Origin of the sequence: Lentimicrobium sp. S6, assembly GCF_013166635.1 — a bacterium.
In the GTDB taxonomy this organism is placed as follows: domain Bacteria; phylum Bacteroidota; class Bacteroidia; order Bacteroidales; family UBA12170; genus UBA12170.
On sequence record NZ_JABKBZ010000068.1, the window covers coordinates 1 to 26,771 of the forward strand.

22 protein-coding genes are annotated in these 26,771 nt (G+C 36.8%); 20 read left to right on the forward strand and 2 right to left on the reverse strand.

Going from position 1 to position 26,771, the window contains the following annotated elements; genetic code table 11:
- The first annotated feature begins 222 nt into the window (after window positions 1-222).
- From HNS40_RS17680 to HNS40_RS17725, 10 genes are all read left to right on the forward strand, one after another.
- Window positions 223-864: an RNA polymerase sigma factor gene (locus HNS40_RS17680; RefSeq protein WP_172283335.1), complete on the forward strand. Its 642-nt coding sequence runs from the start codon at window positions 223-225 to the stop codon at window positions 862-864.
- Between the two features lie 86 nt (window positions 865-950).
- Entirely contained in the window at window positions 951-1,967 is a 1,017-nt protein-coding gene (locus HNS40_RS17685; protein WP_172283337.1) for a FecR family protein, read from the forward strand.
- A gap of 22 nt (window positions 1,968-1,989) precedes the next feature.
- Window positions 1,990-5,337, forward strand: coding sequence for a TonB-dependent receptor (locus HNS40_RS17690; protein ID WP_172283339.1), 3,348 nt, complete (start codon window positions 1,990-1,992; stop codon window positions 5,335-5,337).
- Window positions 5,338-5,353: 16 nt separating this feature from the next.
- Complete coding sequence (locus tag HNS40_RS17695) at window positions 5,354-6,877, forward strand: RagB/SusD family nutrient uptake outer membrane protein (protein WP_172283342.1); 1,524 nt, start codon at window positions 5,354-5,356, stop codon at window positions 6,875-6,877.
- 46 nt (window positions 6,878-6,923) lie between these two features.
- Window positions 6,924-7,955, forward strand: coding sequence for a LamG-like jellyroll fold domain-containing protein (locus HNS40_RS17700; protein WP_172283344.1), 1,032 nt, complete (start codon window positions 6,924-6,926; stop codon window positions 7,953-7,955).
- Window positions 7,956-8,114: 159 nt separating this feature from the next.
- On the forward strand, window positions 8,115-11,213 hold the full coding sequence (locus tag HNS40_RS17705; protein ID WP_172283346.1) for a LamG-like jellyroll fold domain-containing protein: 3,099 nt from the start codon (window positions 8,115-8,117) through the stop codon (window positions 11,211-11,213).
- A 6-nt stretch (window positions 11,214-11,219) separates the two neighbouring features.
- The gene (locus tag HNS40_RS17710) at window positions 11,220-12,269 is read left to right on the forward strand and encodes a glycoside hydrolase family 130 protein (protein WP_172283348.1); all 1,050 of its coding nucleotides are present in this window, start codon (window positions 11,220-11,222) and stop codon (window positions 12,267-12,269) included.
- Entirely contained in the window at window positions 12,269-13,519 is a 1,251-nt protein-coding gene (locus HNS40_RS17715) for an MFS transporter (protein ID WP_172283350.1), read from the forward strand. Before HNS40_RS17710 ends, HNS40_RS17715 begins: the two co-directional genes overlap by 1 nt.
- On the forward strand, window positions 13,497-15,230 hold the full coding sequence (locus HNS40_RS17720) for a hypothetical protein (RefSeq protein WP_216663685.1): 1,734 nt from the start codon (window positions 13,497-13,499) through the stop codon (window positions 15,228-15,230). Before HNS40_RS17715 ends, HNS40_RS17720 begins: the two co-directional genes overlap by 23 nt.
- Window positions 15,231-15,263: 33 nt before the next feature.
- Complete coding sequence (locus tag HNS40_RS17725; protein WP_172283352.1) at window positions 15,264-16,892, forward strand: alpha-glucosidase; 1,629 nt, start codon at window positions 15,264-15,266, stop codon at window positions 16,890-16,892.
- Window positions 16,893-16,913: 21 nt separating this feature from the next.
- On the opposite strand, the gene HNS40_RS17730 is transcribed toward HNS40_RS17725, so the two are convergent.
- On the reverse strand, window positions 16,914-18,824 hold the full coding sequence (locus HNS40_RS17730) for a M1 family aminopeptidase (protein WP_172283354.1): 1,911 nt from the start codon (window positions 18,822-18,824) through the stop codon (window positions 16,914-16,916).
- A 306-nt stretch (window positions 18,825-19,130) separates the two neighbouring features.
- Window positions 19,131-19,811, reverse strand: coding sequence for a Crp/Fnr family transcriptional regulator (locus HNS40_RS17735; RefSeq protein WP_172283356.1), 681 nt, complete (start codon window positions 19,809-19,811; stop codon window positions 19,131-19,133).
- Window positions 19,812-19,941: 130 nt separating this feature from the next.
- Between HNS40_RS17735 and HNS40_RS17740 the strand changes: the two genes are divergently transcribed.
- The 10 genes from HNS40_RS17740 to HNS40_RS17785 all read left to right on the forward strand — a co-directional run bounded on the left by HNS40_RS17740 (window position 19,942) and on the right by HNS40_RS17785 (window position 26,483).
- A complete protein-coding gene (locus tag HNS40_RS17740) occupies window positions 19,942-21,174 on the forward strand; it encodes an NAD(P)/FAD-dependent oxidoreductase (RefSeq protein ID WP_172283358.1) in 1,233 nt (410 codons plus the stop codon).
- Window positions 21,175-21,187: 13 nt separating this feature from the next.
- Window positions 21,188-21,859, forward strand: a complete 672-nt coding sequence (locus HNS40_RS17745; RefSeq protein ID WP_172283360.1) for a DUF1641 domain-containing protein — start codon at window positions 21,188-21,190, stop codon at window positions 21,857-21,859.
- Window positions 21,860-21,870: 11 nt separating this feature from the next.
- Complete coding sequence (locus tag HNS40_RS17750; RefSeq protein ID WP_172283373.1) at window positions 21,871-22,182, forward strand: TusE/DsrC/DsvC family sulfur relay protein; 312 nt, start codon at window positions 21,871-21,873, stop codon at window positions 22,180-22,182.
- A gap of 18 nt (window positions 22,183-22,200) precedes the next feature.
- The gene (locus HNS40_RS17755) at window positions 22,201-22,704 is read left to right on the forward strand and encodes a DsrE/DsrF/DrsH-like family protein (protein ID WP_172283375.1); all 504 of its coding nucleotides are present in this window, start codon (window positions 22,201-22,203) and stop codon (window positions 22,702-22,704) included.
- Between the two features lie 235 nt (window positions 22,705-22,939).
- Window positions 22,940-23,236, forward strand: coding sequence for a helix-turn-helix transcriptional regulator (locus HNS40_RS17760; protein WP_172283377.1), 297 nt, complete (start codon window positions 22,940-22,942; stop codon window positions 23,234-23,236).
- Between the two features lie 2 nt (window positions 23,237-23,238).
- Window positions 23,239-23,502 carry a thioredoxin family protein gene (locus HNS40_RS17765; protein ID WP_172283379.1) on the forward strand — a complete coding sequence of 88 codons (264 nt, stop codon included), beginning with the start codon at window positions 23,239-23,241 and terminating at the stop codon, window positions 23,500-23,502.
- Between the two features lie 283 nt (window positions 23,503-23,785).
- On the forward strand, window positions 23,786-24,259 hold the full coding sequence (locus HNS40_RS17770) for a nitrophenyl compound nitroreductase subunit ArsF family protein (protein ID WP_172283381.1): 474 nt from the start codon (window positions 23,786-23,788) through the stop codon (window positions 24,257-24,259).
- Window positions 24,260-24,261: 2 nt separating this feature from the next.
- The gene (locus tag HNS40_RS17775) at window positions 24,262-24,960 is read left to right on the forward strand and encodes an aromatic aminobenezylarsenical efflux permease ArsG family transporter (RefSeq protein ID WP_172283383.1); all 699 of its coding nucleotides are present in this window, start codon (window positions 24,262-24,264) and stop codon (window positions 24,958-24,960) included.
- Between the two features lie 9 nt (window positions 24,961-24,969).
- Window positions 24,970-26,013 carry a permease gene (locus tag HNS40_RS17780; RefSeq protein WP_172283385.1) on the forward strand — a complete coding sequence of 348 codons (1,044 nt, stop codon included), beginning with the start codon at window positions 24,970-24,972 and terminating at the stop codon, window positions 26,011-26,013.
- Window positions 26,013-26,483, forward strand: coding sequence for a co-chaperone YbbN (locus HNS40_RS17785; RefSeq protein WP_172283387.1), 471 nt, complete (start codon window positions 26,013-26,015; stop codon window positions 26,481-26,483). Before HNS40_RS17780 ends, HNS40_RS17785 begins: the two co-directional genes overlap by 1 nt.
- Window positions 26,484-26,771: the final 288 nt, after the last annotated feature.

Consider the following 26,771-nt stretch of genomic DNA (forward strand, 5'->3'; position numbering starts at 1 on the left):
TTTATTGTTAATTGTTTGATTATCAGTCACAAAGATAATAAATACTCATGAAATCTCCTAATTTTATGGTCAAAAATATCACCATTAACAACTGAATTTCAGATAGTTAAAAACCGAACTCAGGTTAATAGATACCGAGTCATTGACTACTGATGATAAAAGTGTAATTTTGACATTAAATATATTTTACTCAAATATGAATCTTTTGGCCTACTTTGAATCATGAAGCAACCCAAACGCCAAAAAAGCGAAAATGGCAAAACTGTCAATTTTCAACTTGATGAGGATCAACAGCTGTGGAATGCCATAAAACTTGGGGATCCGATTGCTTTAAAGACACTATTTGACAAATACTATGATGATTTGTTTTTTTATGGTTCAAAATTAGAAAGTAAGCATCATAGCGCTGCCGATACTATTCAAGATTTATTCGCCAACATTTGGGAAAAGAGAACGAGTAATAAAGAGGTGACTTATGTAAAAGCCTATCTCTTTACTTCTTTAAGAAATAATATTTTAAAAAATTCCCCAAAGGATTTATTAAACGATTGTTATTCGGATGAGAATAAGATTAGCCATCACCAGTTTGATATCTCCCCTGAAGAAATATATTTAGAACATGAATCTCAAATAGAGAATGAGCAAATCATCAAAGAACTATTGGCGAAACTTTGTCCAAACCAGAAAGAGATCATTTATCTGAAATTCTATGGTAATTATTCCAATATAGAAATAAGTGAGATTTTATCAATCAAGCAACAATCTGTAGCCAACTTACTGGCTAGAACAATAAAAACTTTAAGGAAACATCAAAAACAAAATAACATTAACTTTGTTAACATACTGATATCCGGCCTATTGTAGTAATTTAAATATTTATTTATTTTTAAGTGAGTATAAAGCGTCAGATTTCGACTCTAAAGGGTATGATTAGTAAAAATATGCCCATCATGGACTATAAATTAGAGGACTTCATTTTAGATGATTCTTTTGTCAATTATGCCACCAACAAAAATCAAGCTGATATTGCAAAGTGGGAAGAATGGTTTTCTCAGAATCCGAAGAATTTGAAGATTGCGCTTGATGCCAAAATGCTGATCCATAAATTACGATTCCATAAACAGGAGCTTCCAAAGGAATTTATTAGCGAAGAATGGCATAAATTAAGTACTAGGTTACATTTAAATGAAATCAAGCGAAAGAATAAGGGCAAAACTATTTTCCTAAAAAAGATAGGTAGATACGCAGCAGCTGCAAGCATCCTGCTATTTTTAGCCAGCGCCATCTATTATTTTTCAAACTCCTCTATTCGTGATGCTGAGCCTATTTATCAAGAACTTTGTGTAGCAAAGGGAGCGTCTAAAAACATCATTTTGCCAGATGGAACTGTGGTCTTCATTAACTCCGATTCGAAATTAAAATACGAAGAAAATTTTGAAGGCGCTAGTCGTGAAGTTTTTCTTGAAGGAGAAGCTTGGTTCGATGTGAGCCATAATGCCAACAAACCTTTTATTGTCCATACCCAAGAAAATGACATCAGAGTTTTGGGGACAGCCTTTAATGTATATGCTTATCCAAACGAGAATGTTTTTAGAACTTCTCTCGAACGTGGTAGTATTTCTTTGTCGTATCATCATGGTGCAGAAATAGAATTAAAGGTAAATCAAACATATATTCTCCATAAGAACACGCAAGAAATCAAACTTGTAGAAACAGACAATATTGAAATCTATTCTGCATGGAAAGATGGAGAAATCGTGTTCAAGAACCAAAAATTCACCGAAATACTTAAAACACTTGAGCGAACCCATAACCTAACTTTCATTCTGCAGAATAAAAATGTAGGAAAGTGCAATTATACGGGTTGCTTTACTACCGAAGACGATATCAATAGCATTCTGGCGGTTATCAAATTGCCTACACCGTTTGAATATGAGATACATAACGATACAGTGATTATAAAATAAGTTGTTTTTTAAATGATTGATTATGAGAAAATTCTATTCTTTTAAAAACCTGAGCATTAAATGGTTTTTGTTATTATGTTTTACTGTTTATTTAACTAGCTTCTCTATAAGTGCTCTAGCACAAAATGATAAAGATACAGATAATCAGACACTTAAAGATTTATTTCGATTTATTGAAAATAAAGGAACATATAAAATATTCTATCAAAACGACCAGGTAGACCTTAATAAGGATATATCTGTTAACAAAGAAGAATCTGATATAAGCACACTTCTAAGTCAAGGTTTGAAAGGGACTGGATTATCCTTCGAAATTTTGGATAACCATATTGTGATTATGCCAAAAGTGGAGGATGTTCAGAAAACCAAAAAAACAATTATAAAAGGACTCATCACTGATGATCTTGGAGAGACTTTAATTGGCGTAAGTGTTGTATTGAAAGGCACCTTTCAAGGTGCAGTTAGTGACATTGATGGACGTTACGAACTTGAAGTCCCAAGTCTTGATGACACGCTGGTTTTTACATATATAGGCTTCGAAAAGCAGATTGTTGGAATTGCAGGTCATACGGAGATAAATGTGATACTAGAAATGGCTGTTTTTACTTTGGATGAGGCCGTCGCCATTGGCTATGGCATAAAGAAACAAACAGATATTATTGGTGCCGTCTCTGTTGTTAAATCTAAAGAAATCTCCAACCTCCCGGTGGCTGATGTTGGACAGGCCTTACAAGGAAAGGCCACAGGTGTAAGTGTTACTCAAAACTCTGGTGCTCCTGGTGCCGGAACCTCTATCAGAATTAGAGGAACAGGTACATTCAACGATAATTCGCCTTTGTATATTATTGATGGAATCCCAACCACTGACGGCAACGCTGTTATCCCTAGTGAAATTGAGTCCATATCTATTTTAAAAGATGCGGCCGCTGCTTCCATATATGGCTCTCGTGCTTCAGGAGGGGTGGTACTGATCACCACTAAAAAAGGAAAAGAAGGCGGCATGAGAATAAATTTCGACTCTTATACTGGTATTCAAACCGCTACTAATTTAACGGAGATGTGTGATAAGGATCAATATATCGAATTATATAACGAAGCGGCTAATAATGACGGAAGAGCTATTATTAGCTCCGAAATGGCTGACACCATGTCTAATGTAAATTATTGGGATGAAATATTTAGGCCTGCGGTCATTACCTCAACAAGTTTAAGTGTAAGCGGCGGTAATGAGAAGATGAATTATATTGTTTCGGGTAATTATTTTCATCAGGATGGAATTATTATTAATTCAGGATATGATAAGTATTCCTTCAGAACATCCATGAATAGCAATTTGTCTGATAAGGTACAAATAGGAACCAATATTAACTTATCTAGTGCCATCACTGATAAAGTTGGCAGTTCTGGAGATGGATATGGCGGAAATGGGGGCTCTGTTGTTCGTTATGCTTTTTTTAGAGCGCCTTTATATTCCATTTACGACGATAATGGTGAATATGTAGATTATTACCCTGAAGCAGCTCAGTTTATGGGAGATGGTTATAATCCGGTTGGATTTGCCAATAAATACGATTGGAGATTGAAAGAACATCGTCTCTTGGGTAATATTTTTCTCAATTGGAAGATAAATGATCATTTTACATTCAGAACAGATTTTGGCTTGGATTATTTGTCTTTGGGAGACAAGAGATTTAACGAAAACTGGGGTTATGATGGGCGAATTAATAATCCAAACACATTGGTGCAGCAATCGCTCATAACCAGTGAACAAACTTGGAAAAATACATTAACTTATGATAAAGTATTCAATGAAAAGCATAATTTGAATATACTGGTAGGAATGGAGGCCATAAAAAACACCTCTGTTGGGCAGCAAGGTTCTGCTCAAAATTTTCCAGATCAAATTCCTAGTTTGCGATATCTCTCTAATGGCACCACCAATCAGCGTGTTGATGGCTGGCAAGAAAGCTGGGCATTATTGTCCTTCTTTGGTAGAATCTCTTATGATTATGAAAAGAAATACTATGCAGAAATCGTGGTTCGTGAGGATGGCTCTTCTCGTTTCGGTTCTAATTATCCTTGGTCCTTTTTCCCTGCTGCTGCTATTGGATGGCGAGTGGATAAGGAATCTTTCTTAAAGGATGTCGACATGCTGTCCTACTTAAAACTCCGTATGAGTGCAGGGGTTTTAGGAAATCAGAAAATTGGAAATTACAGTTATGCATCCATCATTTCATCAGGTTCTTATTATCCCTTTGGTACCACGGCCATGTCAGGTTATTATTTATCGCAACATGGTAATGAGAATATTCGTTGGGAAAGTCAAACTCAAGTAGATATTGGTTTAGATTTGGGACTCTTTGGAAATAAACTATTTGTAGTCTTTGATTATTTCGACAAAATATCAGATGATGTGCTGATTAATGCACCACTTCCTCCTAGCAGTGGTGAAGCATCTCCTCCAGTGGTTAATGCTGCCAAAATTAAGAATAACGGGATAGAACTTGAATTAAGTTATAAAGATCAACTAGGAAAAGTAAAATATGATTTAGCATTTGTATTCTCTCATGTAAATAATGAAGTACTGGAGTTATACGATGGAAACCCTATTCCTGCAGGAAGAATTGATAATGGAGTATTTGCAACACTCACTGAAGAAGGACATCCTGTGGGCTCTTTTTATTTATACGAAATGGAAGGCATCTTTCAAGATGAAACAGATATTTTTACTCATGCCTATCAAGGTAGTGATATAAAGCCGGGGGATGTTAAATATAAAGATATTAGTGGACCCACTGGTAGCCCCGATGGTATTATAGATTCTTATGATAGAGCACATGTAGGAAGCCCAATTCCTGATTATACTTTGGGCTTTAATATGGGTTTAAACTATAAGAAATGGGATTTTACCCTTTTTGTTGAAGGCGTGTTTGGAAATGAAGTGTACTGGCAGGCGGCACATGATATAGAAGGATTTTATAGAGCTTTTAATGTGACAACTAGGGTATATGATGACCGATGGACAGGCTCAGGAACTAGTGATACACAACCTAGAGTCTCTTGGCAAGGAGCTGCAAATAATAAGAAACCTTCCACCCGATTCCTTTTTGATGCTTCCTATGTGCGAATTAAGAATGTAAATCTCGGATATACCATTAGCGATATAGGTAAGAATAAAACCATTATCAAATCTCTAAGAATTTATCTCAGCGTCCAGAATTTATTCACATTCACTAAATACCCCGGGTTAGATCCAGAGATGCAAACCAGTGATAATGCTGTTGGAGAAGGTGATTTGGCTAAAGGCATAGATTGGGGAACCTACCCCATGGCACGAGTTTATACATTAGGATTTAATATGAGTTTTTAATTAAAAAGATACACAGATGAAAACATTTATATATACCATAATCACACTTTGTTTTTTAATGATGACATCCTGTAATAAGTTTTTAGATGAAAAACCTCAAGGACTTTATACCACTGCAGAGTTTTACCAAACGGAAAGCCATGCGAAATTGGCTATTAACGCTTGTTACGAACCTTTGTCTTTTGCCAATTCTGATAATCGCCTATGGGTGCTCTCCGACGTGGTTTCAGACGATGCTGTAAAAGGAGGATTCCCCGGCGACCAAGCTGATATAGAGCTTATTGATGAGTTCCGAATTTTTGAAGATAATGGAAATCTGGAAACCATTTGGAGTGTTTATTATGAAGGCGTTTCTCGTTGTAATATGGTCCTCAAGTATGTTCCTGCTATAGACATGAATGTAGCACTGAAAAACAGAATATTAGGAGAAGCACACTTTCTTAGAGCTTATTTCTATTTTAATCTATGTAATATATTTGGTAATATCCCCCTCATTTTAGAGCCCTTAGAACCTGAAGACATGCAGGTTGCAAATATCAGTCAAGAGCTGGTATACAATCATATAGAATCTAATTTTATAACCGCTTTTAATTACATGGAGACTGCATTAATACAAAATCCAGATGTATATCCTTCTAGCGAGCGTGGCAGGGCTAATCCTGCAGCTGTTAAGGCTTTATTAGCAAAGACCTATTTATTCAATAAAAAATGGGAGGAGGCTGTTACTGCAAGCAAAAGTGTTATAGCTTATGGCTTTTCTTTAATGCCTATTTATCAGCATAACTTCAATGTGTTGTATGATAATAATCAAGAGCAAATATTTCAAATTCAGCATTTATCGGGCTATGATCCTGTATTAGGAAACAGATTGAATCAATGGCTAGCACCTCGAGAGCAAAATGGATATGGTTTCGACGAACCTACTCAGGATTTCGTGGATGAATTTGAACTCACAGCGGATAGTATTTATGATCCTCGATTAGATTACACTTTAGGTAGAGATGGTCAGCTTTGGTTTGACGAGGAACCCTATAGTTCTTCCTGGTCATCAACTGGATATAACCAGAAGAAATCATTACAACCACTCTCTGAAATACCTACAAGTTCTAAAAGTGATGCTGATTTAAACTTTACCGTGATTCGTTATGCCGAAGTTTTGCTTATTCAGGCAGAAGCTTTATGTGAATTAAACCGCTGTGCAGAGGCTCTTATCCCATTGAATATGGTGAGAAAGAGAGCGAGAGAGAGTTATTTGTATGACAATAAACTTACAGATTACGGCAACATTCCAGAAGGTTTATTGCCAGATGTAGTCACAACAGAGCAGATTGCTTTACGTAATGCCATTCGCCACGAAAGACGCGTGGAGCTAGGCTTTGAATGCATGCGCTATTTTGATGTGATTAGATATGGAAAAGAGTACTCAGAAAGCGTATTCTCTGAAAAAGACAATTTCGTATATGAAATACATAAAGTGTTTCCAATTCCCCAATCAGAAATGGAAACCAACAAAAATATAACTCAAAATTTTGGTTACTAATTTGAAATCAATTTCAATTAATTATTTATTAATAAACAAGTATATTATGAAAAAATCAATGAATTTCTTAATGCTATTTTCTCTAATGATGGCAATTAGCGTTTTTGTAACAGGGTGTAGTGAAGATGACGATCCAGTTACTCCAGCAGGAGATAAGACTGCTTTAACTGCTTTAATAGTGGATTGTGAAGCTTTGTATGATGGAGCTCAAGAGGGAACATCAGTAGGTTTCTACGAAGTAGGATCAAAAGAGGTGTTTAAAACAGCTATAGATGCAGCTAACGCAGTTCCAAGTGCTTCTGCTCAAAGCGTAATGGATGCCGCTGAAGTGAATTTAGAAGCTGCTAAAACAATTTTTGAAGGTAAATTTATACAGAATGTTTCTACCGATGGACTTGTTGCATATTGGTTATTCGATGGCGATGCTACTGATTTTACTGGTAATGGTAATGATGGAGTTTTAAGTGCTGGCCATGCAGCATTTGGTGGAGGAATGCCTGCACTAACCACTGACAGATTTGGCAACGAAAACAATGCCTATTATTTTAATGAAGGTGGTTTTATTAATGTGCCTTATACCCTAGCTTTAAATCCTGCAAATATCTCCATTTCATTATGGGTAAATGCTACAGAGATTAGAGAAAACAATCGTTTTATGGGATTACAATCTTGGAATGGATTTAAATATCAACTTCAATCAGTAAATAAATCTTTCTTTACTGCTTCTACTGACGATGGCATTTATGACAAAGACACCGATCCTGTATTAGAAGTATTAACTTGGTATCATCTTACTGTAACCTATGAATCAGGAAGCATGATATTTTATGTAAATGGAGCTAAACAACAAGAATACACTGATGTTACTGGTGGATTAGTTAAAGTGGAAGACCATGACCTAGCTATTGGATGTGGTTCAAGTAAATATGCCGATGATGATTCTAATTACGATAATGATCATATTATCCCTGCAGCCTGGGGTGGTTATTTTAATGGTAAATTAGATGATATCAGATTATACAACAGAGTATTAACTGGTGCTGAGGTATCTTCTATCTATAATCTAGAAAAGCCTTAATAGATAGCTTGTTATATTTTAAAGTTTGAACTTTTATTTCACTGTTCATTAGACTTTAAAAAATCAATTTTCAATAAAAGGGTATCTGATTGTATGATGATTATTATCAGTTAATTAATCTTTCAGATACCCTTTTTATGTCAATTAAATCTGATAATCATGTTATTAAAACGCTTCATATTCCTATTTTTTATCTTTTGGGGAGTAGGCAATATGGCCGCTCAGCAAATCATTATTCCTAGAATAGAACAAATGCCAAACCTTCCTCAGCCTTATCTTATGCGAGACTGGAAACAGGTGGCACAGAGCTATGATTCCTTGGTTTTTGATAGGAGCTTATCAGGAGAATATTTACCTCTAGTAGGAATTAATGCTAGTGGAATTAATTACCCTAATCATGAGAATGCCGCCATGGTGACTTATGTGGGTCAACCCTTGGGAACCTCAGCCGAAGGAATCAATTATTTGCCTGCTATCATCGGAGCTACATTAGCTGGAATAGATAAAAGCAATCAGTTTGAAAAAAACTGGGTACTCATGAGCGAAGATTTTTTTAATCTCGGCTCTGACGAAAATGTATATTTAAACAACTATTCAGCAAGTAGTGGTAACGATTGGTGGTACGAAACCATGCCCAATATCTTCTTCTATCAATTAAATGATTTATATCCAAATACAGGAGCCTTCAACTATCAGTTTGAAACCATCGCCAATCGGTGGTTAGAGGCTGTTAGAGAAATGGGAGGAAACTCAAGTCCTTGGCAAATCCCCTATATGAATTATAGAGCTTGGAATTTAGAACAGATGATTCCGCTCACTGAAGGCGTGAAACAACCTGAGGCGGCAGGGGCCATTGCTTGGATCCTGTATAATGCCTATGTGAAAACGCAAAACGAAGACTATTTAATCGGTGCCGAATGGGCGCTGGAATTCCTGAATAACTGGAACGAGAATCCTTCCTATGAAATCCAACTCCCCTATGGAACCTATATTGCGGCGCGAATGAATGCCGAAATAGGAACGAATTACGATATTGAAAAAATGCTGAATTGGAGTTTTGACCGTGGAAACCTGAGGGGATGGGGAACTATTATTGGTCAGTGGGGCGATTATGATTGCTCAGGACTCATAGGTGAAGCCAACGATGGCGGAAACGATTATGCTTTTATCATGAATGGCTTTCAGCATGCAGCGGCCTTGGTTCCTTTAGTTAGATATGATGAGCATTATGCTGATGCTATCGGTAAATGGATACTCAATCTGGCCAATGCCAGCAGGCTGTTTTATCCTGGGTTTTTACCTGCAGACCAACAGGACAGTGAAGAGTGGGCACTAGCCAACGATCCCCATAATTCCATCGCCCATGAGGCCCTGAAAGAAATACTAAATGATAAGAGCCCTTTTGCTACTGGTGATGCCGTGAGAAACGGATGGGCTCCTACTAATTTAGCGCTCTACGGAGCATCTCATGTTGGCTATTTAGGCGGCATGGTTTCTTTGACTAATGTGGAGGCTGTTTTAAAATTAAATTTATGCAAAACAGATTTTTACTCCAATGCTTACCCTAGCTTTTTGATATGGAATCCTTACGATAATGACACCCTAATTAGCCTAGATGTGGGAGAAGAAACCATTGATATTTATAATAGCATAGATAATGCCTTTATGCTAAATAATGTTTCTGGAACTGTTGACATCTCGATTCCAGCAAATAAGTCAGTTATTTTGGTCTATGTGCCCAATAATGCTGACTTGACAAATGATGGCAAAAAAACTTTAGCAAATTCGCTTGTTATCGACTTTGACAATGGGGAAATAATTACGGATGTTCCTCCAAGGATAAAGGCACTAAAAGCATTAAAAAACCCTATTGTCATTAGTGATTCTATAAAGATATTTTGTTCGGTTCAAGATGAAAACCCCTCAGAACTGAGCTATCATTGGAGCATAGATGACCAGTCGATTGATGGAGAATCCATACTGGCGATAAAAGCCCCAATCGTACCAGGCTTTTACAATATAAAATGTGTGCTGGTTTCAGAATCAGGATTAAGCGACTCGTCCACTATAACTATTGAAGTTAAGGACAGGATTCCATTTATTCCAGAGATTAAATCCTTAAAAGCCTCCCCCGGAAAAATTGATTTAGGAGAAAGCAGCATGATTAATTGCCAAGTATACGAGGAAAACGGGGATGAAATAGTGTTTGAATGGATAACAGAGGAGGGAAGCATTTTGGGTAGCGGAGAAGAAATACAATGGACAGCTCCCATGATGATTGGTGATTATAAAATATATTGCAAGGTTTCTGATAGCGATGGAGGAGTAAGAGACAGTATAATAGTGATGGTTCGCGATATATCGAGTCTGGAAATAGGAGAGCCTATTCTGTATCTGCCATTTAGCGGAAATGTAAATGATGAAAGTCCATTCCATCAGGAAACTACAGCCTTTAATATTCAATATGAAGAAGATGTTTATAGCCTCTCTGAAAATGCGGCTGCCTTTAATGGCTCCTCCTCATACATCCGTATTACCAACAATGAACAGCTTAACTTTAAAGCAGGATTGACCTTGACAGCCTGGATTTATGCTCAAAATATAAATGCGGGTGAAGCTTATCCCATTTCACATGGCAATTGGGACGATCGATGGAAAGTATCCATCGCAAATCATATCCTTCGATTTACGGTAAAAACCAATTATGGGGTCAAAGATCTGGATGCCAAAATATTATTAAACAACGATAGCTGGTATCATATGGCCATGGTGTATAGTGGAACTGATTTGGAGATTTATATCAATGGTGAACTGGATTCCTTTATTCCTTTTTCTGGAGAAATCTCCAGCACTTCCTATGATTTAGTCCTTGGGAAAGCCCGTCCCGATCAGGATTTTTATTATAGAGGAAGACTTGATGAAATCTATCTTTTCGATCATCCTCTATCTCCTACTCATATTATGGATATTTATGATAATGTATCATCAACATGGGATTTGGGGAATGTTTTAGAAAATGTAAAGGTGTTTCCAAATCCAGCAAAAGAGGCTTTATATATAGAGCTTCATTCTTTAGCTGAATCAGAAATCAATTATGAGTTTATAGACCTTTCCGGAAGAACCCTACTAAAGGGAATATGGACTAATCATAAAACGCTATTCCAATTGAACACCAAACAGATGGAATCAGGACTGTATTTATTAAAAATTCAAATAGGTGAATTATCTAAAGTCAAAAAAATAATCATTTCAAAATAACAAGACATGGCCGACATAGCAAAACGATACGAGAAAAATCCAATTTTATCACCGGGCGATTTAAAAGCAAGCGAAGTAAATATGGACATTGAGTGCTTACTCAATCCAGGTGTTTTTGAATATGACGGTAAAACCTGGCTGCTCATTCGTGTAGCAGAACGAACAATTCAAAAAGGTGGCGTTTTATCTGTTCCTATATACAACGAGGAGGGTAAAGTGGAGATCATTCATTTCGATCTTAAAGACCCCAAGCTAAATGCAAGCGACGCCAGAGTGATAAATTACGATGGAGTAGATTATCTAACCACCATCTCTCATCTGCGATTGGTTTGTAGCAAAGATGGCATTCATTTCTATGAGCCAGAAGGATATGCTTCTCTTTTTGGTGAAGGCGAATATGAATCCTATGGAATAGAAGATTGCCGGGTGGTTAAAATAGAGGACACCTATCATCTTAGCTATACTATGGTTTCGGCCAATGGAGTGGGTGTTGGACTAAGAACGACCAAGGATTGGAAGCATTTTGAGAAGAGAGGAATGATTTTTAGTCCTCATAATAAAGATTGTGCCATTTTCGAAGAAAAAATCGACGGTAAATACTATGCACTCCATCGTCCAAGCAGCCCAGAATTGGGAGGTAATTATATGTGGTTAGCTCAGTCTCCCGATGGAATACATTGGGGAAATCATAAATGTATTGCCAAAACCCGAGCTGGTAAATTCGATAGCCATCGTTTAGGAGCTGGAGCAGCACCTATTAAAACTGAGAAAGGTTGGTTGGAAATATACCACGGAGCTACTGAAGATAATAGATATTGTTTAGGTGCTATTCTTTTAGATCTTCAAGATCCTTCTATTGTATTGGCACGATCTGAAGAAGCCATTATGGAGCCCATGGCAGAATATGAACAAACAGGATTTTTTGGTAATGTAGTTTTTACCAATGGTCATATCACACAGGGCGATACCATTCAAATGTATTATGGCGCTTCAGATGAATATGTATGCAAAGCCAACTTTTCAATCCAAGAAATATTATCCAAACTAGATATATAATGATCAAAATAAAAGCAGTAGGTTTTAGAGATTTTTCGAGGAGTACAAAAATATTAATCCTCACTAATGTGATTTATGCCTTTGTGCTACCCGTTATAGATATTTTCGTGGCTTCTTATATCATGAGGAACTCCAATGACCCGGCTAAGGTGATGTTCTATCAATTGGCTATTTACACAGGTATTCCCATCACTTTCTATTTAAATGGGTTTTTACTGAATCGAATAAACATCAAAAGGCTTTTCTCTGCTGGGATGTTACTGAGTGGTGTTTCCATGGTGTTTATGATGTCCTTAAATGAAATCAATTATTTTGGTTTGGTTGGGGCAGGCTTAATAATGGGCATGTCATTTGGATTGTATTGGGCTAATCGAGATTATCTGGTTTTGGCCACAACGAAAGACAAAACCAGAAATTACTATTATGGTTTAGAAACTTTTTTTTATACAATCATCGCATCCATTGTGCCCATCATGATTGGTTGGTATTTAATGAAAGGAAATGAAGCGACTAACGAAGGAATAAATACAGGATACAGAGTGGTAACGGGTGTGGTATTTGCTATTACCATTTTAGCCTCCATCATATTTCATTTTGGGAAATACGAGAAACCACGAAGTGAGAAATTCCTTTTCTTCAAATTTCATAAGCTCTGGAATAAAATGCTGCAGTTGGCCGTTTTAAAAGGATTAGCTCAAGGCTTTATCGTTACGGCCCCTGCTATGCTTATGATGAAATTTTTCGCTTCGGAGGGTGCTTTAGGAACCGCTCAATCCATTGGGGCTCTAATCGCTGCCTTTGTCATGTTGATTTTAGGTAAAATTTCACAGCCCAAACATCGCCTGATCATTTTTAGCTTTGGACTTATCTTCTTCTTCCTAGCTTCTTTTATCAACGGCCTTCTATTCAATCAGCTTGGAGTTATCATTTTTATGTTTTTGCTCTTAATAGCACGCCCAGTCCTTGATATCGCTTATTTCCCTATCCAGCTAAAAGTGATTGACTTACTTTCAAAACACGAGAACAGAAATGAGTTTGCCTATATTTTGAATCATGAATTTGGACTATTTGTAGGGCGCTTTTTTGGTGCCGGCACCTTTTTAGTTCTCGCTTTTTACATCAATGCTGACATTGCTTTAAGGTATGCCCTCCTCATTATTGGTACACTTCAACTGCTTTCCATATTTATTGCAAAACAACTTCTAACCCAACAAAAACAATTTGAAGATGAGAATGAACAGAATAACTAGTGTGTTTATGTTAATGGCTTTATTCCTCAGCTCTTGTAATACCGTAACAACATTTGAGGAAGCTCATCCTGTTGCACAAAAATCTATTTTACGGATTGAGCAGATGCCTAATCTTCCATTGCCCTTTAAAATAATAGACTTTAATCAGCTAGCTAAGGATTACGACGCTAAAGTATATGATACCAATCAAACAGGAAAATATTGGCCCTTGGTATGGAAAGACAATTCAAGGAAAAACTTCGACCAAGAAACCTTTGGCATTTATACCGCTATGGGAGATGTGAGACAAGGTCCTGAAAACTATGAGGGAATTTTCCATGAATCCTTGGCCAGTATGGGTTCAGTATTAGGAGCAAGTTTGGTGGGCATTGATAAGTCCAATCAAAATGGAGAAAACTATGTAGCTATGTTGAAGAATTACTTCAATAGCGAAACCCAATGGAATATCATGATGAACAATACTTGTCCTGAAGTCGCTCAATTGGGCGGTGGCTATGCCAGAGATTGGTGGTACGATGTATATCCAAATGTGATGTTTTATGCTGTTGCTAATTTCTATCCGGAGCAGCAAGATTTCGAAACCATTCTCCGCTCTGTAGCTAATCAGTTTTATCTGGCCGATTCCACACTAAACGGAAATTACGCCTATTCATTCTTCGATTATTCTACCATGCAACCCACAAAAAATTGGATTTGCACCCAACAAGATGCCGCGGCGGGTCATGCTTTTGTTCTTTATTCTGCTTATCAGAAATTTGAAGATCCTAAGTATTTAAAGGGAGCAAAGTCCGCCCTGGAATCTCTTTTAAATCAGGAAGAAAATTATTTTTATGAAATACTAATGCCTTTTGGTGCTTATGTTGCTGCAAGGATGAACGCAGAACAGGGTACTCATTATGATTTTAGCAATATCCTAGACTGGACTTTCGACGGTACAGCAGTTTGTCGTAAAGGTTGGGGTGTTTTAGATGACAATTGGAATGGATACGATGTTTCTGGTTTAGTGGGTAGTACAGAAGATCAAGGAGGTTTTGGATTTTTAATGAATACCTATGATGTGATGTGGCCATTGGTTCCTCTGGTACGCTACGATCAGCGTTATGCTCAGGCTATTGGGAAGTGGATATTAAATGCAGCAAATGCGTCTCGCTTATTTTATCCTTACGAGATTCCTGATGAACATCAAACTATTCCTGAAGAAAAAGAGTTTACCAAAGGGGTGATAGCTTACGAAGGCCTCATCAAAAAAGCACATTACAAGCAATATGAACATATTGAACCTCCTGTTGCCATAGGTGATGGTATGCATTGGAATAATAAGAACCCAAAGGTTTCTCAGTTTAGTGTTTATGGAAGTGGTCATGTGGGAATTGCAGGATCCATTATTTCAAGAACCAATATTGAAAATATCCTTCAACTGGATTTATTGGCAACGGATTTTTATAAGGCAGCAGCCTACCCAAGTTATTTGTATTATAATCCAAATGCTGAGGCCAAAGAAGTCATCATTTCTGTTGGAACTCAAAAAGTGAAAGTCTATGACGCCACCAAAAGAGCATTTATCTCAAATGGTGCCATAGGGGAATTTGCATTTACCATGAAGAAAGAAGAGGCTGCCGTTTTGGTTTTGGTTCCTATAAATGCAAAAATTGAAGCTAAAGACACTAAGCTTTATGCAGATGCTGTGGTGATTGATTATCGTTATGAATGATAAGGATTATACTCTAATTCAATAAATATTAAAATGAAAACGCTTATCCCCAGTTTTTTACTCTTGATTATCATGAGCTCTTGTCATGCTCCACCTGAATCCAATATTGAAAAACAGTGGTGGAAAGAAACGGTCTTTTACGAAATCTATATGCCTAGCTTCAAGGATAGTGATGAGGATGGCTACAGCGATTTTAAAGGTATGACTTCTCAATTGGATTATATAGCCTCATTAGGAGTAAGAGGCATCTGGTTGACTCCTTTTTTTCAATCACCAAAAGTGGATAATGGATACGATATCAGTGATTATTTAAAAGTAGACACCACATACGGGAATCTAGACGATTTTAATGTTTTTATAGCGGAGGCCCATAAGCGTGATATCAAAGTCATCATCGACATTGTTGTCAATCATACTTCTACGGAACATTATTGGTTTCAGGAATCTAGGAAATCCAAAGACAATCCCTATCGTGATTATTATATTTGGAAAGACTCACCCAATAATTGGGAATCCTTTTTTGGTGGAAAGGCTTGGGAATACGATTCTATCACTCAGCAGTACTATTATCATAAGTTTGCTAAGGAAATGGCTGATCTGAATTGGCAAAATCCAAAAGTGATGGAAGAAGTACAGTATGTTTTTCGTTTTTGGTTGGATTTAGGAGTGGATGGTTTTAGACTCGATGTGATCAACTTTCTTAGCACAGAAGGCATTACCCTCGATAACCCAATAGATGAAAATGGAAATCAAAGACATATTTATGATCTCGATCAGAAAGGGGTAAAACAAGCCATGAAGACCATAAAAGAAACCGTCAATGAATACGATAATCGCTTTATTGTGGGAGAGATAGGAAGTGATAAAATAGAAGTCCTTAAGCAATATCAAGGAGAAGAATTATTGGATGTGGTGTTTAATTTCAATTTTGGAAGCATCCCCGAGTTTTCGGCACAAAAGCTTTTTGAGGAATTGCAAAGTATGGAAAGCAATATGAGCAATGATCCAACTTTGTTTTTTGGTAGTCACGATATGCCCCGCATGCAGAGCAGGCTGGCAAAAAGCAATCCCGAAAGAGCTTATGCTCTTGCTGTTTTGATGCTGACTGCCAAAGGTGTGCCCTTTATTTACTTTGGTGAAGAGATTGGGATGAAAAACCATATTGCCCATTCTTTTGAAGAAATTAGAGATGTGCAAGGAATCACTCATTATCACTTGGCCATTCAGGAAGGAAAAACAAGGGAAGAAGCTCTTGAAATCGCGAATACACACAATCGGGATAAATCGCGCAGTCCCATGCAATGGAGTACTGACACACTAGCAGGATTTTCAGCTACTCAAAGTTGGATTCCCATAAATCCAGATTATAAAACTCTGAATGTAGCACAGCAAGAAACCGATGAGGAATCCATGCTTTCTAAGTATAAAAAACTAATTGCCTTAAGAAATACTGAAGCAACATTGCAATACGGCGACTACGAGAAATTAACTATTCAGGAGGATTGCATTCATTTTGTAAGAATGTATAATGGTTCCAGAGTTCATGTGCTCATTAATTTTGGAAAGCCATTGGTTTTTGAATTACCTGAAAAAACAAAGGTGCTTCTAGGTTCGTCGCAATTACAAACCGATGATTTTCTTATTTTTAAAGTCTCTGAATAGGAGTCTGCTCAAGAGTAAATATTAAAACTTCACCAACTTTTTCAGGTTTTCTTTTTTATCATTTTTCACTTTGATAAAATATATTCCTCTGGCCCAAGTGTGGCATTCTATATATTGGTTTTGATGAGGTGCCTCTTGCGTTTCTATTATTTGCAAGGAGGAATTATAGATTTCTATTTCCCTTTCTAAATTGGCATTGGCAAAGCGAAGAATAAATGCCGAAGTGGCGGGATTGGGTTCTATCGAAACCTCTTCTGGCAAAAGCATACCCGTATTTACCGATTTCACATCCATTAAATTCTGGCTTCTTGGGTTGGGGAGAATATTGCTTACTCGTTTTACAAAATCAAACTCAAATGACTCAAATGGCTTTTCTTGGCTGACCTGGATTTCTTTATTTGTGCCATCCTCAAAAAAGAGGAGTATATCGTATTTCATGGGGAAGAATTCCGTCTTAGGGGTGCTGCTTTCTTGCTGAGATTCTATTTTGAGTTTCCCTGAAACAATTTGTTGCCAATTGAAATTATAAATGGGATAGCCCTCTCCGTAATACCAAATATTGAAAAACTCCTCAAAGTTTTGTTGACTCAGCTCTTCTAATACTTCTTTGAAATCTTCTCCAGTGGCGGTTTGATAAGCAAAACGAGTTTGAAATTCCTGAAGCACGTAAAAAAACAACTCATCATCCTCTAACAGGTACCTGATCATTTGTATGATGACAGCGCCTTTGTAATAGGATAATCTACCTGAAAATATCCGATCACGATCCTCCAAATATTCATCAGGAACATAAACGCTTCCATCTGGTTCTCGCATCACTACCGATTGCATGGCGGCATTAAAGGCATCAGCAGATTGTTGGTCTACAAGATTTTCTAAACCTAGGTATTGGGTATAAGTGGCAAATCCTTCATTAATCCAGATGTCGTTCCATTGGGCACAGGTTACCTGATTCCCAAACCAAGAATGTCCCATTTCGTGAATGGTTAAGTGGAATTGAAAATCCCTTTGTGTGGTCATGGTTTGATGTTCCATTCCTCCTCCAATTGGACTAATGCAATGACCATATTTCTCGTCAATGAATGGATAGCTTCCGTACTTTTCTTGCAGAAGGTTCATTTGAACATGGGTGCAATCAATCAGCGTTTTTTGAGCTTTATACATGGCAGAATCGGGATAAAGATAATTCAGCATCCAAACCTCTTTTCCTTCTGGTGATGGACTGTAGAAGCTATATTCCATATACTCAGCCAAAGCAATGCTGATGAGGTAATAGGCTATGGGATAACGACTTTTCCATTCATATCTTACTTTCTCATTTTCTAATGCTACTGTATTGGTGAGCAATCCATTGCTTCCAACTTTATTTTTATTCGAGGTAGTGACAAATACCCAAACCGAATCGGCTTTGTCTTCCAAATCTTGTTTGCAAGGCCACCAATCTTTAGAGTAAAAGGGCTCCGATAAAGTCCAGTTTACTCGTGTCCCATGATAAGAATTCGCAGTGTTATATCCTCTTCCTCTATCAGAAATGGCGGTGCCGTTATATTGTATTTCTATTTCAAAGTTGTTTTCCTGAGGAATCTCAATAGGACAAATAATCTCTACGATATCCGTATTTTGATGAATAAATTGGGCAGGTAATTGGTTGACGAGGATTTTAGAAATTTCGAGTTCATGAGTGAGTTCAAGGTGAATAGTATCTATATTGGAAAGGCTTGTGGCTTGAATGATGGTTTTTCCATCAACATAAGTATCATTGGTTTCTAGCGCAAGATTTAGATAATAGAAATGTATGTCAAAAAGATCGTGTTTAGAATAGTCTATCTGAGTAGTGCGTGAATAGTTAAACCCTGATTTGGCATGATGGCAGAAATCTTCGGGCAAAGGAAGCTGGGCTTTAATGCTTCCGCCAAGCATTAGCGGAAACATTATAAGGACCCATATTTTTCTATTAAAACTAAAAGGCATACTTCATATTATTCTTACAAATATATATTAAAGTATTAAGAACGAAAAAAGGAACCCTTTTAGAAGTTTCAAAGATAATCTTGAACAATATATTCTTTGGTTAATTAATATTGGTTTCCTCAAGAGCTCCAATGCTTGTTACGAAACAAACAGGGCAAATATATTGCCTCTCTGTAGTCTGTCACTAAAGGTTCTCTCTATATTTAGCCGGTAAATGGGCTTAGGTGATTTCCCCGATGGGTTTTGACTTATGATAAAAACTTGACATTAACTCAGCTCTCGCATCCTTAGCAAGCGTTCCTTATCAATAATTGAAATCGATTTTCCATAAACCTGTATGGTACCATCTTTGCGCAAGGCAGATAAGGCTCGTATTACATTTTCTTGTGTCAAACCAATATATTGAGAAATCTCTTTTCTACTTAGAGGGAGATCGAATTGATCTTGGAAAAAGATATCATCAGAAAAGTAAAGTAATAAATGAGCAATGCGCCCATATAGCCTTTTTTGGAGGAGGTTTAAGGAGTTGATGATGATTCTATCGGAAGATTTGGTTAAGGTTTGAATCAGGTGCATGGCAAATAATCCATTGCTTTGAATTAAATCGGTAATTTGAGTCAGCTTGAAGCTGCAAATAACACTTGGACGAAGCGCCGTAACCGAATAATTATACTTTGAACTTGAAAATACAGATAGTATGCTCACGAAATCATAGGGTTTTCCAAAGCTAATGATCTGCTCATCTCCATGTTCATTAGTTCTGAATAATTTAACGAGGCCTTCTTTCAAATATAAAAAATCAGAAATATTCTGATCTTGAACAATGATAGACTCCCCTTCTTTATATGCTGTTTCTGTACGTGAATCGCAGTAGTGCTCTACCTGATCCTTATCGATACAATTGAAGAAAAGCATTTTTAAATCACAATATTCACATTGACAAACCATGGTTTCTGTTTAAGAACCAAAGATATATAAACTATGATAAATATCAGTATATGATAATTATCATATGAATAGGACACTTTCCCTGTGATGGACGACCTACATTTGTTAGCACAATAACAAAGCTAAGAAAATGAAGAAACTACTTATATTGGGTGCAGGAACAGCGGGAACCATGATGGCCAACAAAATGAAGAAGGCATTAGATGGGGATGAATGGAAAATTACCATTGTTGATCAACACAAAACCCATTATTATCAGCCTGGATTTTTATTTATTCCTTTCGATATTTATAATAAACACGATGTAATAAAACCTAAATATGATTTCTTCCCAACAGGTATTGAGGTTATCTTTTCAGAAGTTGATAAAGTAATAGGTGAGGAGAATAAGGTCTTGTTAAAAGATGGGAAACAACTGAACTACGATTTCTTGATTATTGCAACAGGAACGCAAACCTATCCTGAAGAAACACCTGGACTTAAAGACAAGCTTTGGTATAAGGACATATTCGATTTCTATACCATAGAAGGAGCAGTGGCTTTGCAAAAGCACCTTAAGTATTGGGAAGGTGGGAAATTGGTCATGTGTATTTCAGAGCTGCCCTATAAATGTCCTGTAGCACCCATAGAATTCGTTTGTTTGGCGGAAGCTTTTTTTGCCCAAAAAGGTATTCGTGATGAAGTCGATATCACCTATGTTACTCCTATGTCTGGGGCCTTCACTAAGCCGGTTGCCAGTAAAATGCTAGGCGATTTATTGGAGGAGAAAAACATAAAGGTCATTCCTGATTTTTATCTAGAAAAAGTGGATAATGAGAACAAGAAACTCATCAGCTATGATGATAAGGAAATTGACTTCGATTTGTTGACCATTGTCCCAGTGAATATGGGAAGCGAGATGATTGAGCGTAGTGGTTTGGGCGATGATATGAATTTTGTACTTACAAATAAAGAGACGCTTCAATCTGTAAAACATGAAAATATTTTTGTGCTCGGCGATGCTGCCAATTTACCCACTTCAAAAGCAGGTTCTGTTGCTCATTTTGCTGCCGAAATCTTATTTGATAATCTCATGAGCGCTATGGAGGGAAGACCATTGATGGCTAAGTTTGATGGACATGCCAATTGTTATATCGAAACAGGTTACGGAAAAGGAGCTTTAATAGACTTTAATTATGATACAGAACCCTTGCCTGGTACTTTCCCTTTGCCCGGAATCGGGCCTTTTGGCTTACTTAAAAACACAAAAATCAATCACTATGGAAAAGTATTATTCCGTTGGATTTACTGGCATATTCTTTTGAGAGGAAAAGAAATGCCCATAGAAGCTCATATGACTATGGCCGGCAAACATAGGGTTTAACAAGGAGGACATCATGACAAATATAGAAATCAATCAACAAATAACAGATCTCAATAAGAAAGTGGATGTTCTGCTCGATTATGTAAATCAGCAAAGGCTAAGTTCTCAAGCAATACAAGATCTCATCAGTGATGTTTCCATCATTGGAAAAGATGTGTATGATAGCACCGTGTTGGAGTTGGACAAGCGCCAAGTGGAAATTAGACCGGAGGAGCTCACTGAGTTAGCGGTCAGTTTTCTAAGAAATATTAACAGTTTCAATGTGATGATGGGTGGCTTTGAATCCGTTATAGATTTATCAAAAGATCTGACGCCTATTCTTACCGAATCCATACTCGATTTTTCTAAACTATTAGCCGATTTTGAGGCCAAAGGATATTTCGAATTCTTTACAAAAATAGCTGAAATAGGAGATGAACTGGTGACTCAAGTGACCCTTGAAGATTTGGAAGAAGTGAAGAGAAACTTGCCAGAGATGGTTCAGATCATTAGGAAGATATCAGATAAAAAAACATTGAAGTTGGTGAATCGTGCATTAGATGCAGTGGATAGTGTGGATATAGAAAATCCTCCGGAAATGGGAATATGGAGTTTAATGAAAAGCCTGAATAATCCTAGCATGCAAAAGAGCTTAGGTTTAGTGGTTTCCATCTCAAAGAATATGTATAAAAATGAATCAAACTAAAATATATTAAAATGGAAAAGAAGAATATAGCAGGAGTAGATATAATGTTTTCTGAGGATGGTTTTTTTGCAGATGCCTCCCAGTGGAATAGAGAAATAGCAGCTGAAATAGCCAAAGAAGATGGTATTATTTTAAGTGATGACCATTACGCAGTATTGGAATATCTGCGCAACGAACATGCGGCAGGAGCACCACTAACCATTAGAAAAGTTGGAAAATCTGGAATCGTTGATATCAAAGGATTATATAAGCTATTTCCTGGAGGCCCATTAAAGCTGTCCTCTAAATATGCTGGAATACCAAAGCCAACAAGTTGTGTTTAATATTTAAAAGAACGAGAAATGGAGAAGCAAGAAAAAAAGCCATTGGAGAAAGTCTTAATCATTTGTGCTAAAGGCTCATTAGAAGATGTATATGCCAGTTTGGTGATGGCCAATGGTGCAGTGATGGAAGGAATAGAAACCAAAATGTTTTTCACCTTTTTTGGTTTAGATGGTATTACCAAGAAATATATGGACAAGCTCTATACCGGAACAACCGGAAACCCCGCGATGCGAATGCCAGGCGGCTTGAAATTTCCTACCATGTTGGGAGGCTTACCAGGAGTAGAGGCAGGTGTTTCGAGTATGATGCGAAAGCAGATGGATGCCTTAGATATGCCTCCTCCAAGTGAGTTTTTGGAGATGATTGCAGCTGGTGGAGGTGAGATATTTGCTTGCAAATTGGCAGTAGAAATGTTCAAACTGACAAAAGAAGATTTCCACGAAGAAGTAAAAGATATTATTACCATAGGCCAGTTTTATGAGATGGCAGATGGCGACAGAACTCAAATTATATTTACCTAATTGAAGATGGGGATTATGTGTTAATGGGGCTCGAGTTTTTTAACTCGGGCTTTTTTTGGTCAATAAGTAAAGGAGCAAGTTTTTCTCTATCAAAATTATCACTTCCTTGTTTTATGATGAATCTCAATAAGTCAGTTATGCTTCCCAATTCTAAACAACAATAGTTTTTATTCAAAAACCATTAGGATTTTAAAATTATGTTCGTAGTTTTGCGAACAACGAATAAATACCATTTATGACAATAGATATTATTACCGACGATCAAAGAAAATTAGCACGATATGCCAAAGCAATCAGTCATCCCATTAGGGTATATATTATGAGTTTGCTTGGGCAACAAAGTTGCTGCTATAGTGGAGATTTATCTGAAGATTTACCCATTGCCAAATCTACTTTATCACAGCATTTAAAGGAATTGAAAGATGCAGGACTCATTCAAGGAAAAATAGAAGCGCCTAAAGTAAAATACTGTGTAAACAAAGAAAACTGGGCAGAAGCACAAGAATTATTCAAAGGATTTTTAAATATATAATCATGGATTTTAACACAATTAAACCAGCCAATAAAGAAATTTTAATTTTAGGGACAGGCTGTGCAAAATGCAAAACCCTAGAGAAACTAACTCGCGAAGTAGTAGCCGAGGAGGGCATAGATGCTCAAGTATCCAAAGTTGAAGATATTGTAGAAATTATGCAATATGGAGTGATGTCAACTCCAGGATTGGTAGTAGACAAGCAAGTGGTGATGAGTGGGAAACTTCCCTCAAAAAAAGAAATTATAGAACTATTAAACAAATAATGTGAATGAAGGCTTGGGAAGCCAATATATTAAATACCAGCCACTAAGACAGAAAGTCACAAAGATATCACGAAGCAAGATGGTATTTCTTCATCATTTGATAATCAGCGCCTTAAAGCTTAGGTGGTAATAAATATTAAAACCTTGATTTAAACGAATATTGAAACAAACAAGAAGCCGTCGAAAGTATAAATCAAACTTAGATTTGTTGAAAATCGAATGTATCTGATTATCGTTAGAGACAGCTTATAACACATTCCTTAAAAAAACAAAAATTAGAAAAATGAAAAGAATCGTAAGTACATTAATCGTATTATTTATTGTTGGAGTCACGAGTATTTCAGCACAATGTGACAAAAAAAATGATATTTTAGCTAGCAGTAAAACATCTTGTTGCTCAAAAGCAAGCACTGGTGAGAAAAAAGATTGCAATACACAGAAGGTTGGAGAAACAGAAGTGATGGCTTATTATTTCCATGCCACTCGCCGTTGTGCCACTTGTGAAGCTGTGGAGAAAACAACTAGGGAAACCCTAAAAAACACTTATGGTGACAAAGTAAGTTTCGTAAGTATCAACCGTGAGGAAGATGAAAACAAAGCCATGGTAGAAAAATATAAAATCAATGCGCAGACTTTAATTTTTGTAAAAGGTGATGACATTGTAGATTTAACTTCAAATGCATTCCTAAATGCAAGAACAAATCCTGAAAAATTGGAGAAGAAAATTAAGTCCACTGTTGACAAAATGCTTAAGTAATCATGGAATTGCTCAATAGTATACTTGAAAACTCACAAATCCCTTTATTATCAGCCTTTATTTTAGGTTTGATGACTGCAATAAGTCCTTGCCCTTTGGCCACCAATATAACAGCCATTGGTTTTATTAGTAAGGATATCGAAAACAGGCGAAAAGTATTTATCAATGGCTTGGTTTATACTTTAGGGAGAGGGATTTCCTATTTTGCTATTGGATTGGTATTTTTCTTTGGAGCCAGTCAGTTCGAAATAGCGGGTTGGTTACAGGAATGGGGAGAGAAACTTTTAGGCCCATTAATGATACTAATTGGTGTTTTTATGTTGGGATTAATAAAGTTGAATATTCCAGGTTTAAGCTCTCTTAACGAGAAAGTTGGAGAAAAAGCTAAAAATAGCTATTGGGGCGTTTTACTTCTAGGGATTTTATTCGCCTTGGCATTTTGCCCTTATAGTGGAGTCTTGTATTTTGGCCTACTCATTCCAATGACCATAAGTAGCGCCAGTGGTTTGTATCTTCCTTTAATATTTGCCATTGCCACAGGAATCCCTGTCATTATTTTTGCTTGGCTTATTGCCTTTAGCGTGGGTTCTCTTGGGAGTTTCTATAAGAATATAAAAATCTTCGAGACTTGGTTTCGCCGCGTCGTGGCCGTTATTTTTATTGCCATAGGAATTTATTATAGCATTATCTTACTTTTTTAATTGATTAGAATGAAAGCAAAACTCCTTCAACTCCAAAACAAATCAAATGGCTGGTTGCTTCCTTTAGTACTATTGCCACTTTGGATCCTCCTCTATATAAATCTGCAAAATATTTCAGATTTCATTACGGAGCAATTATTTGGTTTAGAAACAGGAAAACACCTCACCGAAACCATTCGGTTCTTCATATTCGAAGTTCCTAAGGTAATGTTATTATTGGTTTTGATCATCTTTTTGGTTGGAATCATGCGCTCCTATTTTTCAGCAGAGAAAACCAAGAAAATGCTTGCTGGTAGGTCATTATTCACAGGGAATATTATGGCTTCGGTATTGGGAATTGTTACTCCTTTTTGCTCTTGTTCTGCTATTCCTCTATTCTTGGGGTTCGTGGAAGCAGGTGTACCTCTTGGTGTTACATTTAGTTTCCTGATTGCCGCACCCATGATTAATGAAGTAGCATTAGTGCTTTTGGCCGGCTTGTTTGGTTGGAAGGTAGCTGTGATATATGTGGGTACTGGATTGTTAATTGCCATTTTTGCGGGTTGGATTATTGGAGCTCTCGGCCTAGAGAAATATGTAGCCGATTGGGTTTTTAAGGTAAAAACCAATCAGCAAGCACAAGAGGAAGAGCAGCTGACATTTAACGATCGCATACAGAGTGGTTTCACTTCGGTAAAAGATATTGTTGGCAAAATTTGGATTTACATCATCATAGGAATTGGAGTAGGCGCTGCTGCCCATGGATATGTTCCAGAGGATTTCTTAGGAAGTCTTTTGGGAAAAGATAAATGGTATGCTGTACCAGTTGCTATTCTTATGGGGATTCCTATGTATTCAAATGCGGCAGGAATTATTCCCATTGTAAGTGTATTGATAGAAAAAGGCGTTTCACTGGGCACGGCATTGGCTTTTATGATGTCGGTCATTGCACTTTCATTACCAGAAATCATTATCTTAAAGAAAGTATTAAAATGGCAACTGATAGCTGTTTTTGTGGGTGTAGTAGCCATGGGAATTGTGATTGTTGGATTTATTTTTAATTATTTAATGTGATGATAAAGAAGATTTTTCCTTGGATGGTATTTGTGGCATTATTTGTATTGCTAATTATTGGATTTTCTTCGAAAGATGAAATGAATAAATATGCCTCTTCTATGATGCAAAAGCAAGCCTCTGCCGCAACCATTCATTCAGGGAAAAATCTTATTGATTCGCTATATAATTATACCCAGTCCAATTTGGATTATCAAATGACCTTTCTCGAATTTGGTTCTACGGGATGTTCAGCATGTAGAAGAATGGAAAGCGTCATGCAAACTATTCAAAAAGAATATCCTAATCAAGTTCAAGTGGTATTCCGAAATGTATCGGAAAATGAAAACTTAGAACTCATGAAGTATTATGGAATAGCTTCTATTCCAACTCAGATATTTCTCAATGAAAAGGGAGAAGAGATTTTCAGACATGCTGGATATCTCTCTGTAAATGAAATTAAAAACAAGGTATTGAATAGAATTAATTAAAACGAAATTATATAGTAGGAAATGGCTTGTTTGGATTTTTCCTGATTACCCCAGCCCCAAGGGGTTTCAGTAAAAAGATTATATTATTAGATTTAAAAGAAGGTTTTCTAAAGTATTTGTTCTTAAAAACTGAGATCTGATTTTTTTGGCTCCCCACGGGGCATTAGCGTTAACTTAAGCTGTCTATTTTTTTAAGTTACAGATATACATATGATTACAAGACTATTTCTTTCTGACTTCTTTGTTTTTTACTCTTTTTAATACAAAGGTGTTTTTATCTTCAAGCAC